The sequence below is a fragment of the Micromonospora sp. SD12 genome (genome assembly GCF_052068495.1).
In the GTDB taxonomy this organism is placed as follows: domain Bacteria; phylum Actinomycetota; class Actinomycetes; order Mycobacteriales; family Micromonosporaceae; genus Micromonospora; species Micromonospora echinofusca.
In genome coordinates this window covers 45766-60002 of the sequence record NZ_JBQHDF010000001.1, presented here as the reverse complement: position 1 = coordinate 60002, position 14237 = coordinate 45766, and the positions used below count along the sequence as shown (strand labels likewise).

Annotated in this window: 13 protein-coding genes and 1 pseudogene; 7 read left to right on the top strand and 7 right to left on the bottom strand. The window is 73.5% G+C overall.

Features of this window, described 5'->3' with window-relative positions:
- Window positions 1-180 precede the first annotated feature (180 nt).
- On the top strand, window positions 181-585 hold the full coding sequence (locus tag ACTMS2_RS00310) for a VOC family protein (protein ID WP_441173498.1): 405 nt from the start codon (window positions 181-183) through the stop codon (window positions 583-585).
- A 357-nt stretch (window positions 586-942) separates the two neighbouring features.
- Here ACTMS2_RS00310 and ACTMS2_RS00305 read toward each other — a convergent pair.
- The 4 genes and pseudogenes from ACTMS2_RS00305 to ACTMS2_RS00290 form a co-directional block, all read right to left on the bottom strand.
- Window positions 943-1392 (bottom strand): annotated as a pseudogene (locus tag ACTMS2_RS00305) (SRPBCC family protein); the annotation flags it as partial.
- 186 nt (window positions 1393-1578) lie between these two features.
- A complete protein-coding gene (locus ACTMS2_RS00300; RefSeq protein WP_441173497.1) occupies window positions 1579-2871 on the bottom strand; it encodes an MFS transporter in 1293 nt (430 codons plus the stop codon).
- Complete coding sequence (locus ACTMS2_RS00295; RefSeq protein ID WP_441173496.1) at window positions 2868-3476, bottom strand: winged helix-turn-helix domain-containing protein; 609 nt, start codon at window positions 3474-3476, stop codon at window positions 2868-2870. Before ACTMS2_RS00295 ends, ACTMS2_RS00300 begins: the two co-directional genes overlap by 4 nt.
- Before the next feature lie 203 nt (window positions 3477-3679).
- Entirely contained in the window at window positions 3680-4297 is a 618-nt protein-coding gene (locus ACTMS2_RS00290; RefSeq protein ID WP_441173495.1) for a pyridoxamine 5'-phosphate oxidase family protein, read from the bottom strand.
- Between the two features lie 147 nt (window positions 4298-4444).
- Here ACTMS2_RS00290 and ACTMS2_RS00285 point away from each other — a divergent pair, with 147 nt between their 5' ends.
- From ACTMS2_RS00285 to ACTMS2_RS00275, 3 genes are read left to right on the top strand one after another with little or no spacing between them, the layout of a single operon-like run.
- Window positions 4445-4951 (top strand): DUF2231 domain-containing protein, encoded by a 507-nt coding sequence (locus tag ACTMS2_RS00285; protein ID WP_441173494.1) that lies wholly within the window; start codon window positions 4445-4447, stop codon window positions 4949-4951.
- A gap of 60 nt (window positions 4952-5011) precedes the next feature.
- Window positions 5012-5560: an Hsp20/alpha crystallin family protein gene (locus ACTMS2_RS00280; RefSeq protein WP_441173493.1), complete on the top strand. Its 549-nt coding sequence runs from the start codon at window positions 5012-5014 to the stop codon at window positions 5558-5560.
- Between the two features lie 8 nt (window positions 5561-5568).
- Entirely contained in the window at window positions 5569-6690 is a 1122-nt protein-coding gene (locus tag ACTMS2_RS00275; protein ID WP_441173492.1) for a glycosyltransferase family 9 protein, read from the top strand.
- A gap of 48 nt (window positions 6691-6738) precedes the next feature.
- Here the strand turns inward: ACTMS2_RS00275 and ACTMS2_RS00270 are convergent, their stop codons facing one another.
- Together ACTMS2_RS00270 and rfaE2 are read right to left on the bottom strand one after the other, a co-directional pair.
- Window positions 6739-7617 (bottom strand): glycosyltransferase, encoded by an 879-nt coding sequence (locus ACTMS2_RS00270; protein WP_441173491.1) that lies wholly within the window; start codon window positions 7615-7617, stop codon window positions 6739-6741.
- A complete protein-coding gene (gene rfaE2, locus ACTMS2_RS00265; RefSeq protein ID WP_441174056.1) occupies window positions 7614-9410 on the bottom strand; it encodes a D-glycero-beta-D-manno-heptose 1-phosphate adenylyltransferase in 1797 nt (598 codons plus the stop codon). Before rfaE2 ends, ACTMS2_RS00270 begins: the two co-directional genes overlap by 4 nt.
- A 142-nt stretch (window positions 9411-9552) precedes the next feature.
- On the opposite strand from rfaE2, the gene ACTMS2_RS00260 reads away from it, so the two are divergent.
- On the top strand, window positions 9553-10113 hold the full coding sequence (locus ACTMS2_RS00260; RefSeq protein WP_441173490.1) for a type 1 glutamine amidotransferase domain-containing protein: 561 nt from the start codon (window positions 9553-9555) through the stop codon (window positions 10111-10113).
- Between the two features lie 108 nt (window positions 10114-10221).
- Entirely contained in the window at window positions 10222-11889 is a 1668-nt protein-coding gene (locus ACTMS2_RS00255) for an MDR family MFS transporter (protein ID WP_441173489.1), read from the top strand.
- Between the two features lie 41 nt (window positions 11890-11930).
- Here ACTMS2_RS00255 and ACTMS2_RS00250 read toward each other — a convergent pair whose 3' ends face one another.
- Entirely contained in the window at window positions 11931-12422 is a 492-nt protein-coding gene (locus ACTMS2_RS00250) for an NUDIX domain-containing protein (protein WP_089002349.1), read from the bottom strand.
- Between the two features lie 98 nt (window positions 12423-12520).
- Here ACTMS2_RS00250 and ACTMS2_RS00245 point away from each other — a divergent pair, with 98 nt between their 5' ends.
- Window positions 12521-14155, top strand: coding sequence for a fatty acid--CoA ligase (locus tag ACTMS2_RS00245; protein ID WP_441174055.1), 1635 nt, complete (start codon window positions 12521-12523; stop codon window positions 14153-14155).
- The last annotated feature ends 82 nt before the right edge of the window (window positions 14156-14237 follow it).

Below are 14237 nucleotides of genomic sequence, written 5' to 3'. Positions count from 1 at the left end.
GGTTCCGGGCGCTCGTCGAGGCGGCCCGGGAGCGGCTCGGGCATCTCCCGCGAGTCCTGCACCAACCCGGCCGGTTGGCGCGCCTGACATCCACCCTCGCCACGGCGGGGGCAACCAGGAGTTACGCGCGACGGCCCGCACACTGACCGTACGTAGTCGTCACCTTCCGGAGGCAGCCTGATGCAGTACGCACCCGTCGTCGTCGCCCTGCCGATCGCCGATCGCCCCACCTCGTACCGCTTCTACTCGGAGGGGCTCGGCCTGGAGGCCGTCGGCGAACTGGCCGAGGACGGCGTCCCCGAGCCCCTCCAGTACGCCGTCAACGACGGCCTGCGCGTCATGCTGGTGCCCACCGGCGGCTTCGGCTGGGTCATCGGCGACCACGAGGTGGCCCGGCGCGGGCAGAGCGAGTGCCTCGTCAGCCTTCCGGCCGCGTCGCCGGCCGAGGTCGACGACCTCGTCGGGCGGGCACGGGCCGCCGGCGCGCAGGTCGTCGTCGAGCCGGCTGCGCAGCCGTGGGGCTACACGGGCACCTTCGCCGACCCGGACGGTCACCTCTGGACAGTGCTCGCCGACGCGCACTGACGCCATCCGACCGGATCCCGCGACGAGCGGACGGCCCGGTTCACGGGAACCGGGCCGTCCGCTGACAGGGGCAGGCGTGCGGGGAGATCAGAGGGTGCGGTGCGGGTAGCCGGTGGTGCCGGGCTCCGGCACGACCTCGACCTCGGTCACCACGTACTCCGTCTCGGTCGTCGTGGTGGCCGGCCGGTCGTCGGCGTCGCTGCGGCGCTTCGCCGCCGTTGCGGCTCCGGCAGCCGCGGCGGCTCCGGCCACGGCGGCGCCCGCCGCCACGGCCTTGCCGGACACACCGGCGCTGCCACTGTCACCGCGGGTGGCCGCGGCGTGCTCGACGCCCGGGGTGCCGACACCGAGGCTGCTGTCGACCGAGCCGCGCCAGGCGCCGGTCTCGACGCCCCGCTCCTCGATGTACGTCTTGAACTTCCGCAGGTCGGATTCGGCCTGACGCTCGATGATGTTGAGCTTGTCGCCGGCCTTCTCGAGCAGGCCCTCGGGCTCGTACTCCAGGTGCAGCCGCACCACGGTGCGGTCGGCGTCGACGGGCTGGAAGTAGACCGCGCCGGCGTTGGTCACGCCCTCGGTGGCCGCCCAGGCCACCTTCTGGTCGGGGACCTGCTCCAGGACCTTGGCGTCCCACTCGCGCTGGACACCACCGATCTCGGCGACCCAGTGCATCCGCCTGTCGTCGAGCTGGCGGACCTCACGCACGCCCCCCATGAAGCGGGGGAACTCCTCGAACTGTGTCCACTGGTTGTACGCGGTGCTGACCGGAACCTGTACTTCGATGGACTTCTCGACCTTCGTGGTCACGGGTAATCCTCCTCGTCAGGTCGAACCGTTTCTCGTTCGGCAGGTAGAGCCGTCATCGTCAACGAAACTCCTACCCCGGCCGGGGACGCTCAATCGCCGGACCTACCGACATTGCCGCGACGCGCCATCACCGGGCCAGCCCCCGTCCACATCGGACGGCCTGCGGCGCACCGCGACCCGGGCCGTTCAGTCGGCCTGTTCGGGGAGCCCGCGTAAACGGCGTACCGGCGAGAAGGCGACCCACAGCACCCCGGCCAGCGCGCCCGCCGTCGCGATCCACAACGCCGGCCGTACGCCGAGGGTGCTGCCGAGCGCGCCGCCGAGCAGCGCGCCGATCGGCCGGATGCCGTAGTTGACGGTGCGCCGCGCCCCGGCCACGCGGGCCAGCAGCGCCTCCGGGGTCAGCGCGGTCTGCACCGAGCCGACCGTGATGTCGAGCAGCATCACCCCGAGGGCGGAGAGGAACTCGGCGGCGAAGAGCATCCCGACCACCATCGGTGTGGGCCCGTCGGCGAGGGGGACGAGCAGCATGGGGGCGGGAAAGAGGACGAAGCCGGCCAGCAGCGTCGGTCCGACGCCGAAGCGGCGCACCAGCCGGCCCGTCAGCGCCGCGCCGATCAGGCCGCCCACCGCGCTCGCGCCCAGCACCGCGCCCAGCAGGCCGGGCGCGAGACCGAGTTCCTGCGTCGCGTAGAGCACGAAGAGCGCGATGAACATGAAGTTGAACAGGTTGACGGTGGTGGTGCCGAGCAGGAGCGCGCGCATCATCGGCGTCCGCGCGATGAACCCCAGCCCGGCGCCGAGGGCCAGCCCGCCACCGCGCGCGGGCGCCGGCTCCGTCGGCCGGATCCGCACCAGGAAGTACGCGGACACGACGTACGACAGCGCGTCGGCGATCAGGGCGATCGGGGCGGTGAGCACCTGCACCAGGACGCCGCCGATGCTCGGCCCGGCCACCAGCGACATCGCCCGGCTGCCGTTGATCAGGGTGTTCGCCTCGACGTAGTCGGCGCGCCCGACGACGGAGACGAAGAGCGGCCCCCGGGCGACCTCGAAGATGACGGCGAGCGTGCCGACCGCGAAGGCCACCAGGTAGAGCTGCGGCATCGTCAGCAGGTCCAGCACGTACGCCACCGGCACGGCGGTGAGCAGCAGCGCCCGCCCGAGGTCCGTCAGGATCATGAGTCGGCGCTTGTACGGGTACCGGTCGACCCAGGCGCCGGCGAGCAGCGAGAAGAGCAGGTTCGGGGTGAGCGCGGCGGCGGTCAGGTAGCCCATCTCGGCCGGGGTCGCCTCGAAGACCAGTACGGCCAGCAGCGGCAGGGCCAGGGTGGAGATCTCGTCGCCGAAGTACGAGACGGTCTGCGCCGACCAGTACCGACGGAACACGCGCCCGCGCAGCAGCCGGGGCAGCGGGCCGTGCCGGGCGGGAGCGCCGGGCGGGGCGGCAACCGGGGTGCCGGTCGCCTGACCGCTCACCGGTCGCCCTCCTGCTCACCGAGGTCGCGGGCACCCGGTGGCGGGTCGGCGAGGAGCGCCAGGTGGATGAGGCTGACCTTCCGGCTGCCGGCGGGACGCTTCGCGGGGTCGGCGATCCGGTCGTCGTACTCGGTGAGCAGGGCGTCGATGCGTGCCCTCAGCGCGGCCATCTCGTCGACCGTGGCGTAGACCGGCCGGTCGGCGAAACCGGTGACCGCCCGCCAGGCCGTCGACTCCTCGGCGCGCCGGGACAGGAACTCCTCGGCCTTGCGGACGTAGAGGGCGAGCTGGACGGCGCTCAGTTCGTCGACGGCTGCGCGGGTCTGCGGGTCGTCCGAGGCGTCGTCCCAGGAGGTGTTCAGGGCGGTGGCCCGCCAGGGCCGCTCGCGGGCGTCGGCGCCGGGTACCCGTTCGGCGAGCCCGTACTTGGCGAGCTGCCGGAGGTGGAACGAGCAGTTCGGCACGCTCTCGCCGAGCCGCTCGGCAGCCTGGGTCGCGGTCATCGGGCCCTGCTGGCGCAGCAGCCCGATCAGCGCCATCCGCAGCGGGTGCGCGTACCCGCGCAGGGCCTTGGGGTCGGAGAGCTTCACCTCGGGTAGCGACATACCCTAAAGCTATCTTTATAAAGAACCCTTTAGCAATGCCCCGGCCGCCCACTCACACATCGCCCACCACCCCACCCCCGCCAGAGGCCGCCCACCACCGCATCAGCCAGAGGTGATCAGGACGCCATGGACGCAAAAGCGCCCGGTAGCGTCCATGGCGTCCTGATCACCAGGTGGGGGAGGGCGTCCCCTGGCGGGAGGCGTCAGGTGTAGATGGTGGTGGCGTATTGCGGGCCGTAGTGGCGTTCCAGGTCGGCCAGGCTCTCCGCCGGGTTCTCGACCTCCTTGATCAGCTGGGCCCGGGACGGCAGTACGTCCGGCTGCCAGCTCTCCGGCTGCCACAGCTCGGAGCGCAGGAACGCCTTCGCGCAGTGGTAGAAGATCTGCTCGATCTCCACCACCACGGCGAGGACCGGCCGGTGCCCCTTGACCACCATGTCGTCGAACCACGGGGCGTCGCGCACCAACCGGGCCCGGCCGTTGATCCGCAGCGTGTCGGTGCGCCCGGGAATCAGGAAGATCAACCCGACGTGCGGGTTGTCCAGGATGTTGCGGTAGCCGTCGGCGCGCCGGTTGCCCGGCCGCTCCGGGATGGCGATGGTCCGCTCGTCCAGCACCAGCGCGAAGCCGGGCGGGTCGCCCTTCGGCGAGACGTCGCAGCTGCCGTCCGCGCCCGCCGTCGCCACCAGGCAGAACGGTGAGGCGGCCAGCCAGTCCCGGTCCCGTTGGTGCAGGACGGGCCGCTCCTTGGTCAGCGCGCGCGGCATGGGTGTTCCCAGCAGCTCGCGCAGTTCCTCGTGCGAGGTGATCTCCACCGTCACGTGATCCTCCCCCGTGCGTTGACCCCGGTGGCGGCGTACCCGCCGCCCATGAGCCTAGGAGAGCGCGACCAGCGCGAGGTTTGTCCCTCCGGGTCGGGGGTACCGCCTCACCCGACCCGCCCGGAGAGACCGAGCAGTGGAGGCCCGATGGAGAGCCGACTCAAGGTGCTGGGTCACCCCGTCCACCCGATGCTGGTCATGTTCCCGGTCGGCCTGCTGGTCACGGCGGTCCTGTTCGACCTGGTGGACACCGTGGGCGGGCCGGACTTCCTCGGCGAGGTCGCCTACTGGAACATCACCGTCGGCCTGATCGGCGGCCTGCTGGCCGCGGCGGCCGGGACGTTCGACCTGCTGGCCATCCCGTCGGGCACCCGCGCGAAGCGGGTGGCGCTGACCCACGCCGCCGCCAACGTGGCGGTGATCCTGCTCTTCGCCGCGGTCTGGGTGGTCCGGCTCAACGCCGACTCCCGGGCTGCCGGCGGCGCGCTGATCGCCATCGAGGTGGTCGCGCTGGCGATCCTCGGCGTCAGCGCCTGGCTGGGCGGGGAACTGGTTGACCGGCTCGGTGTCGGCGTGGACCGCGAGGCCGGACTGGACGCGCCCAGCTCGCTGAGGCCTCCGGCGGCCACCCAGCGGATCGGCGAGGCCCGATGAGCGGGGCGGGGCGCGGGGGAGGGCCGTCTTGAGCGAGCGAGTCATCAGCGGAGGGGCGTCATGAGCGAGCAGAGCGGCGGGTCCGGCCGGAGTTGGCGCGGTCGGCAGCAGGGCTGGGACCCGATGGGCGAACTCCAGTCGCTGCGGTCGGAGCTGCGCCGGCTGGTCGGCGGCCGGACCGGGTCGTCGGACGTCGAGCTGAGCGAGACCGCCGAAGGCTGGGAGGTCGTGGTGCGGCTGCCCGGCGTGGCGCCGGAGGAGGTGGCGGTCGAGTTGGACGACCGCGAGCTCTGTGTCCGGGCCCGCTCCGAGGCCGAGGTCAACGCCGACCACGGCATCCCCGGCGGCTTCGAGACCCGGGGCTTCGAGTACCGCGTCGACCTGCCGTCCCGGGTGGACCCCGACGCCATCGACGCGGTCATGGACCACGGCCTGCTCCGGGTGCGACTGCCCAGGGCCGCCCGGCCCGCGCCGCGCTCCATCACCGTCGGCCGCACCGGGCCCCGGTCCGCCGGCCCCGCCGGGGGTACGCCGACCGTCGTCGACCCGGCGGCGGACCGGGAGATGCACCGCCCGGACATCGCCCTCGACGAGACCGACCGGCCGTAACGAGCCGCGTGGCCACCCCGGACCTGCTCGGCCCGGCGACCGGGCGCGTGCCCGACGTCGAGCGGATCGCCGTGCTGCGCGCCAACGCGCTCGGTGACTTCATCTTCGTCCTGCCGGCGCTGGACGCGTTGCGGGCCGCGTACCCGAAGGCGGAGATCGTGCTGCTCGGCGCGCCGTGGCACGCGAAGCTCTGGCGCGACCGGCCCGGGCCGGTGGACCGCGTGCTGGTGGTGCCGCCCGCGCCGGGGATCCGCGGCCCCGATCCGGGCGAGCCGGAGTCGGCGCCGGACGACTTCCTCGCCGCGGCCCGCCGGGAACGCTTCGATCTGGCGTTGCAACTGCACGGCGGCGGCGCCAACTCCAACCCGTTCGTCGCCGCCCTCGGCGCGCGGGTCACCGCCGGGCTGCGCGCCGAGGACGCGCCGCCGCTGGACCGCTGGATCCGGTACGTCTACTACCAGCACGAGGTGATCCGCTACCTGGAGGTGGCCGGACTGGTCGGGGCGGGCGCCACCACCATGGTCCCGACCTTGGCCGTGACCGACGCCGACCGGGCCGAGGCCGACGAGGTGCTCGGCCCGGCACGGCGGCCCAGGGTGGCGCTGCACCCCGGCGCCACGGACACCCGCCGGCGCTGGCCCGCCGAACGCTTCGCGGAGGTGGCCCGCGAGCTGGTCGGCGACGGGTACGAGGTGCTGGTCACCGGCACCCCCGCCGAGCAGGAGGTGGTGGACCGGGTGGTCGGGGCGGCCGGGGTGCCCCTCCGGCCGCAGGTGGGCACGCTCAGCCTCGGCGGGCTCGCCGGTTGCTACGCCGGCTGCGAGCTGGTGGTCTCCAACGACACCGGCCCGCTGCACCTGGCCGCCGCCGTGGGCACCGCGACCGTCGGCGTCTACTGGGTCGGCAACCTGATCACGGTGGCGAACCTGCTGCGCGGCCGGCACCGGCCGATCAGCTCGTGGACGGTGCTCTGCCCGGTCTGCGGGGTGGACTGCACCCCGGGCATCTACCCGCACCGTCCCGGCGACGGTGAGTGCCCCCACCGGGACTCCTTCGTCACCGACGTGCCGGTCGTCGAGGTCGTGGAGGCGGCGCGGGAACTGCTCCGCCCGGAACCCGGCGCCCCCTGAGCGCCGGCGTCTGTCGGGCGCCGCCGCGGCCGGACCCCCGCGTCCGTCTCAGGCCCGTTGCGTCGACTCCTCCTCGGCGAGGACGACCTCCCACGCCTCCACGTCGCGCTCGGTGACCGTGGTCGGCGACTCCAGGTGGTATGCGCCGCTGGGCAGGACGCCGGCGCCGCCGAAGCGCGCCAGCACGGCGAGCTGCGCGGCGACGTCCTCGCCCTGGTGCTTCTCGTGCACCCGCCGCCAGAAGTCGAACCCGCCGGAGTCGAGCAGCTTCTGCCGGTCGTAGAGCACGCAGCCGCCGATCCAGGACACCCGGTACGCCCGCCAGGCCCCCGCCGGCAGGTCCAGCCGGCGGGTGACGTGCAGCAGGTTCGCGGCCGAGTGGATCGACGCCCGTTCCCACTGCGGGGTGCCCGGGCGGATCCGCTCCGGGGTGGGCGGGCCGGTCCACTCCTCGTAGTGCCGGTGCGTCTCCGGCCGGACGTCGTCGGCGTACGACAGCCCGTGTACCGCGTTGCCGACGAAGCCACAGCCCAGCTCGTCGATGGCGGTGACCAGCCGGCGCAGCGCGCCCGGCTCCAGCCAGACGTCGTCGTCGAGGCAGAGCACGTACCGGGCGGCGGAGGCGGCCAGCAGGTACGCCCGGTGCTCGGCCAGCCCGCGCCGGGGCAGCCGGCGGGTCAGCAGCACGGGGTGCCCCCGGTGGCGCAGCGCCCGGACCAGGGTGGCCGCCGCCGGGTGCCGGTACGCGGCGTCGCCGTCGGACTGGTCGCTGACCACCACCCCGAAGCCGGGTACGTCCTCCTGGGCGGCCAGCCCGGAGAGGGTGACCGCCAGTTCGGCGGGGCGGTTGCGGGTCGGGATCAGCACGTCGAGCAGCCGTGGCGCGCGGAACCCGTCGGCCGTGCCGGGGTCGAGCGGGCGGTTCACGACGGTTCGGGCGTCAGGGAGGTGTCCTCCTCCTGCGGCTCCTGAGCGTGCGCCCGGATCCGGTCGATGATCGCCGAGGTGGACCGGTCGGGTACGTACCCGAGGGTGCGGACCTGCCCGCCGAGCCGGCGCACCAGCGGCGCCTCCGGCACCATCTCCGGCGGGTAGTCGCCGCCCTTGACGTACACGTCGGGGCGGACCGTCTCGATCAGCTCCGCCGGGGAGTCCTCCTCGAAGACCACCACGTGGTCGACGCAGGCCAGCGCGGCGAGCAGGGCGATGCGGTCCTCGACCGGGTTCACCGGCCGGTCCGGGCCCTTCAGCCGGCGTACGCTGCCGTCGGAGTTGACCGCCACCACCAGCAGGTCGCCGAGCGCGCGGGCCTGCTCCAGGTAGCGCACGTGGCCCCGGTGCAGCACGTCGAAGCAGCCGTTGGTGAAGACGATGGCCCGGCCCGCCCGGCGATGCTCCGCGACGATCGCCGCCAGCTCGTCGGTGCCGACCAGCGCCCGGTGGCCCGCCCGTCCGACCGGCGCGTCCAGCGCCACGAGCAGGTCCTCCCGGCGGCACACGCAGGTGCCGGTGTCCGAGACGGTGATGGTGGCGGCGAGCTGGGCCAGCTGGGCGGCGGTGGGCAGCGGCGCGTCGGCGGCCAGCGCGAGCGTCATCGCCGCCAGGTACGCGTCGCCCGCCCCGACCGCGTGGCTGGCCGGCACCGGGGTGCTGTGGCTGCGTCGGGGCTCGCCGTCCGCCCCACCGACCACCGCGCCTTCGGTGTCCAGGGTCACCGCCACCACGTCCGCGCCGGTGTGCGCGCGCAGCTCGGCGAGGCGGGACTCGGCGAGGACGGCCCGGTCGACCCCCTCGCCGGCCGTGGCGTTCACGGTGACACCGGTGCCGGTCACGGTGAGCCCGTCGCCGGTCATCGCCACCCGGCCCTCACCGGCCGTCGGCTCACCGGTCGGGTTCGTCGGGCCGGGGCGGTGGGCGGCGTGGTGCGCCAGGGTGCCACCCGGGGCGACGCCCACCGTGAGTTCGGAGGGGCCGTCGGCCGGGTCGCCGTCGGGGTGGTCCAGGTGCAGCCCGGCACCGGGGGCCGGCCGGGTTCCGGCGGCCCGGGCGAGCAGCCGGGTCGCCTCGGCGAAGCTGGGGGTCACCACGGTCGGCGCCAGGCCGCGCCAGTCCGCCAGGTCGTGGGCGTCGAGTGCCACCGTGGCGTACCGCTCCCGGTGGGTCACCAGCCAGGCGCGTACGGCGGCGGACAGCGCGCCCAGACCGTAGTCGCAGACCACCAGGGTGGGCGCCTCGCCGCCGGCGGCGCGCAGCTCCTCGGTGGCGCAGTCCAGCGCGGTGAGCAGCCGGGCCACCCCGTCGTCGTCGAGCGCGTCGTCGGCGTCGCCGGAGTCCTCCCGGAGCAGGATCTGGTTGCCCGCCAGCATGCGCCGCTTGACCGGCGTGGGCCGGCCCGGCTGGGCGACCGTACGGTCCCAGACGCCAGCCCGGTCCAGACAGTCGTGCAGTTCGTCGCCGGCCACGTCGGCGCCCACCGGCGCCACCAGCACCGCCCGACCGCCGAGCGCGGCGACGTTGACGGCGGTGTTCGCCGCCCCGCCGGCTGCGGAGATCCGCCGGCGCAGGGTGAGGACCGGGGCGGGCGCCTCCCGGCAGAGCCGGTCGGACTCGGCGAACCGCCACTCGTCGAGCATGGCGTCACCGACGACCAGGACGGGACGCCCGAGCCAGCCCTCCACCACCGCGGCGAGCCGGCGCTGTTCCGCTGCTCCTCCTGCCATGCCGTCCCGGGTCCCCCGGGGCATCCGGGCCAAACCTGCCGCCACCGGGGACGGGTCGCACACCTGCCGCCCCCGGGACGGGGTTTCGGGCACCGGGCCCCGGGAAGGGACGGACGGTACCCCGGAGAGGAGAGACACCGACATGGCAGCGACGACACTTCAGGGCAAGCGGATCGCGTTCCTGGCCGCCGACGGCGTCGAGGAGGTCGAGTACGTCCAGCCCCGCGAGGCGGTGGAGCAGGCCGGCGCCACGGTGGAACTGGTCTCGCTCAAGCCCGGCACGATCCGGTCCTTCAACCACCTGGACCAGTCCAAGGCGTACGACGTGGACGTGACCGCGGCCGACGCGGACGCCGGCGGCTACGACGCGCTGGTGCTGCCCGGCGGGGTCGCGAACCCGGACTTCCTGCGGGCCGATCCGGACGCGGTGCGCTTCGTGCGGGCGTTCTTCGACGCCGGCAAGCCGGTGGGGGTGATCTGCCACGGGCCGTGGACGCTCATCGAGGCGGACGTGGTGCGGGGCCGCCGGGTCACCTCCTGGCCCAGCCTGCGCACCGACCTGACGAACGCCGGCGCCACCTGGGTCGACGAGCAGGTCGTCACGGACGGCAACCTGGTCAGTAGCCGTAAGCCGGACGACCTGCCGGCCTTCTGTGCCAGGATCGTCGAAGAGTTCGCCGAGGGCCCGCACTCGTCCCGCTGACCGGTCGTCGGTCGTGGGATCGGTGGCCCGCAACGGCGCCGACCCACGACCGACGAGGTGTACGCCGTTCCTCGCGCATGTCTCGGGTGGGCGGGGAAAGGAGGCGGGATGACCACGCAAGCCCCGACACTCGGCGGGCGGCAGATCCGGCTGCTGATGTTCGGCCTGATGACCGGCATGCTGCTGGCCGCGCTCGACCAGACCATCGTCGGCACCGCGCTGCCGACCATCGTCGGTGAGCTGGGCGGGATCAACCACTACTCGTGGGTGGTCACCGCGTACCTGCTCGCCTCCACGGCCTCGACGCCGCTCTACGGCAAGATGGCCGACCTGTACGGGCGACGCCCCGTCTTCCTCTTCTCCATCGGCACGTTCCTGCTCGGCTCGCTGCTGGCCGGCCTGTCGCAGGACATGACCCAGCTCATCGTCACCCGGGGGGTCCAGGGCCTCGGCGCCGGCGGCCTGATGACGCTCGCGTTCACCATCATCTCGGACGTGGTTTCGCCCCGGGAGCGCGGTCGCTACCAGGGCCTGTTCGGGGCGGTCTTCGGCCTCTCCTCGGTCGCCGGCCCGCTGGTCGGCGGCTACTTCGCCGAGACCGACTGGCGGTGGATCTTCTACATCAACGTGCCGCTGGGGATCCTGGCGCTCGTCGTGTGCTCCCGGGTGCTGCGGCTGATCCCGTTCACCCGGCGCGACCACTCGATCGACTGGGTCGGCGCGGCGCTGCTGGTCGCCGGGGTGAGCTGCCTGCTGCTCGCGCTGAGCTGGGGCGGCAACGAGTACGCGTGGGGCTCCGGCGTGATCGTCGGCCTCTTCGTGGCGGGCGCGGTGCTCGGCGTGCTCTTCGTGCTCCAGGAGGCGCGGGTGGCCGAGCCGATCCTGCCGCTGCGGCTGTTCCGCAGCGCCACGTTCGCGCTGGCCAACTCGGCCGGCTTCGTGCTCGGCCTGGTGATGTTCGGCTCGATCATCTTCATCCCGCTCTATCTCCAGATCGTGCGGGGCGCCTCGCCGACCCGCAGCGGCCTGCTGATGCTGCCGATGATGGCCGGCATCATCGTCACCTCGGTGCTGACGGGCCGGGCGATGAGCCGCATCGGGCGCTACAAGTGGTTCCCGGTGGTCGGCGCGGCGGTGCTGGTGGTCGGCATGCTGCTGTTCACCCGGCTGGAGGTGGACACCTCGCTCTGGCTGGCCTTCGGCTACATGGTCGTGATCGGCGTCGGGCTGGGGCTCTGCATGCAGTCGCTGATCCTGGCCGTGCAGAACGCCGTGTCGATGCGGGACCTGGGCGCCGGCACCTCGTCGGCGACGTTCTTCCGGTCGCTGGGCGGCTCGTTCGGCGTCGCCATCCTCGGCGCGGTGCTGTCGTCGCGGCTCACCTCGGAACTCGCCGACCGGATGCCGGGCGCGATCGCCCAACTGCCGCCGCAGCAGCAGGCCGCCGTGGCGGCGAGCGGCGGGGCGGACGTCTCGGTGAACGACCCGGCGACCATCCTGGCGCTCCCGGCGCCGGTGCGCGAGGCCGTCCAGGCGGCGTTCGTCGAGTCGCTGCATCTGGTCTTCCTGACCACCGGCCTGATCGCGATCGTGGCGGTGCTGGTCACCCTGGCGCTGCCGAACGACAAGCTGCGCGGCGCGGGCCCGGACGGCGCCACGGGCGGCACGGACGGCCTGGGCGGCGAGGGACCGGCACCCGGCGGCAAGCCGCTGACCAAGGAGTCGAAGCAGGAGGCCGCCGCCGAGATGGAGGCGAAGAGCCAGACGATGCTCTGACCGGGCGCACCGGCCCGCGTCCCAGGCTGGCCGGGTCGGCCCTACTTGAGGATCAGCCGGTTGGTCTGCTCGAAGACGTCCAGGTCGGCGAGGGTCTCGGCGACGCTGGCGGAGAGCGGGGCCGGCAGCTGCGCCCGGTGGAAGAAGCCCGCGTCGATCGTCTCGTCCGTGATCCGGGCCAGCTCGCCGTCCCACTCGTCGACGCGGAACGCGGTCGTGAAGATCTGGTACGTGTGGCCGTACATGTTGGTGTGGGTGCGGTCCGGGCCCGTGTAGAGGGCGAAGGCGCTGACGCGCAGCGCGCGCAGCCCGGTCTCCTCGCGTACCTCGCGGACGGCGCAGTCGGCGATCGACTCGCCCAGCTCCATCGCACCGGCGGGCATGGCCCACTGGCCGTTGTCGGAGCGCTGGATCAGCAGGAGGCGTCCCGCGTTGTCGCGGACCACGGCGCGGGCGCCGACGAACATCAGCGTCCGGTCACCGGCGAGCGCGCGTAGTTGTCCCACGTACGAATCGGCCCAGGAGATGCTCACCCGGACAATTTACGGGGCCGGTTCGGGGTCGACCGGCATTCCAGGGTTCCCAACCTGTGACCGCCGACACTACTTTGTTACCCATGCGTAGCACGATGATGGACGCTCCCCTCCAGGTTTCCCGGATCCTCGGCCACGGCGCCACCGTGCACGGCACGGCGGAGGTGGTCACCTGGACGGGCGCCGAGCCGCGCCGGATGACGTACGCCGAGGTCGGGCGCACGGCGGCCCGGCTGGCCCACGCGCTACGCGCGGAGTGCGGCGTCACCGGCGACGAGCGGGTCGCCACCTTCATGTGGAACAACGCGGAGCACCTGGTGGCGTACTTCGCGGTGCCCAGCATGGGCGCGGTGCTGCACACCCTCAACATCCGGCTCTTCCCGGATCAGGTCGCCTACATCGCCAACCACGCCGAGGACCGGGTGGTGCTGGTCGACTCGACGCTCATCCCGCTGCTGGCCCGGGTCATCGGCGAGATGACGACGGTGCGGCACGTGGTGGTGGTCAGCGGTGGCGACCCGGCCCCGCTCACGGCGGCGGCCGGTGACCGGATCGCGGTGCACCACTGGGACGCGCTGCTCGCCGACCGCCCCGACGTCTTCGACTGGCCCGAAGTGGACGAGCGCGACGCCGCCGCCCTCTGCTACACCTCGGGGACCACCGGCAACCCGAAGGGCGTCGCCTACTCGCACCGCTCGATCTACCTGCACTCGCTCCAGGTCTGCATGCCGGAGGGGTTCGGCCTCGGGCCGACCGACCGCGAGCTGGCCATCGTGCCGATGTTCCACGCGATGTCCTGGGGCCTGCCGTACGCGGCCTTCCTCTCCGGGGCGTCGCTGATCATGCCGGACCGGTTCCTCCAGGCCGGGCCGATCGCGGAGATGATCGCCGGGGAGCGGCCCACCCTGGCCGGCGCGGTGCCGACGATCTGGAACGACCTGCTGGCCCACCTGGACGCCCACGACGTGGACAGCTCCTCGCTGCGGGAGGTCATCGTCGGCGGCTCGGCCTGCCCGCCGGCACTGATGCACGCGTTCGCCGACCGGCACGGCATCGACGTCATCCACGCCTGGGGGATGACCGAGATGTCCCCCCTGGGCTCGGTCTCCCGGCCGCCGGCCGGCGCGACCGGCGAGGACGCCTGGCGCTACCGCTACACGCAGGGCCGCGTGCCGGCCGGGGTCGAGGCCCGCATCGTCGGCCCGCTGGGCGAGCCGCTGCCCGCCGACGGGACGGCCGTCGGCGAGCTGGAGGTACGCGGGCCGTGGGTGACCGCCCGGTACGTCGGCGACGACGTGCCCGACGAGGAGAAGTTCCGCGACGGCTGGCTGCGTACGGGAGACGTCGGCACCCTCTCGCCGGACGGCTACATCACGCTCACGGACCGGGCGAAGGACGTCATCAAGTCCGGCGGCGAGTGGATCTCCTCGGTCGAGCTGGAGAACGCCCTGATGGCCCACCCGGCGGTGCTGGAGGCCTGCGTGGTGGGGGTGCCCGACGAGCGCTGGGGTGAGCGGCCGCTGGCCACGGTGGTGCTCCGCGAGGGGGCGTCGGCGACGGCCGAGGAGCTGCGGGAGTTCCTGGCCGGGTCGGTGGCCCGCTGGCAGTTGCCGGAGCGCTGGGCCGTCATCGACGCGGTGCCGAAGACCAGCGTCGGCAAGTTCGACAAGAAGGTCGTCCGTTCCCGGTACGCCGGGGGCGAACTGAGTGTCCGGGAGCTGACCGCCCCGTAACGTTCTCAGGCGCACCGTCGCCTGTCGGGGTAGGGACCACTCCTGAAATCCCTCCCCAGGGGCGGCCCCGGCGTTCGCACCG

Coding starts and splice junctions, on each gene's coding strand:
- ACTMS2_RS00295 (WP_441173496.1), bottom strand. CDS start 3,476: ATGTCGCTACCCGAGGTGAAGCTCTCCGACCCCAAGGCCCTGCGCGGG.
- ACTMS2_RS00310 (WP_441173498.1), top strand. CDS start 181: ATGCAGTACGCACCCGTCGTCGTCGCCCTGCCGATCGCCGATCGCCCC.
- ACTMS2_RS00245 (WP_441174055.1), top strand. CDS start 12,521: ATGGACGCTCCCCTCCAGGTTTCCCGGATCCTCGGCCACGGCGCCACC.
- ACTMS2_RS00260 (WP_441173490.1), top strand. CDS start 9,553: ATGGCAGCGACGACACTTCAGGGCAAGCGGATCGCGTTCCTGGCCGCC.
- ACTMS2_RS00285 (WP_441173494.1), top strand. CDS start 4,445: ATGGAGAGCCGACTCAAGGTGCTGGGTCACCCCGTCCACCCGATGCTG.
- rfaE2 (WP_441174056.1), bottom strand. CDS start 9,410: ATGGCAGGAGGAGCAGCGGAACAGCGCCGGCTCGCCGCGGTGGTGGAG.
- ACTMS2_RS00280 (WP_441173493.1), top strand. CDS start 5,012: ATGAGCGAGCAGAGCGGCGGGTCCGGCCGGAGTTGGCGCGGTCGGCAG.
- ACTMS2_RS00255 (WP_441173489.1), top strand. CDS start 10,222: ATGACCACGCAAGCCCCGACACTCGGCGGGCGGCAGATCCGGCTGCTG.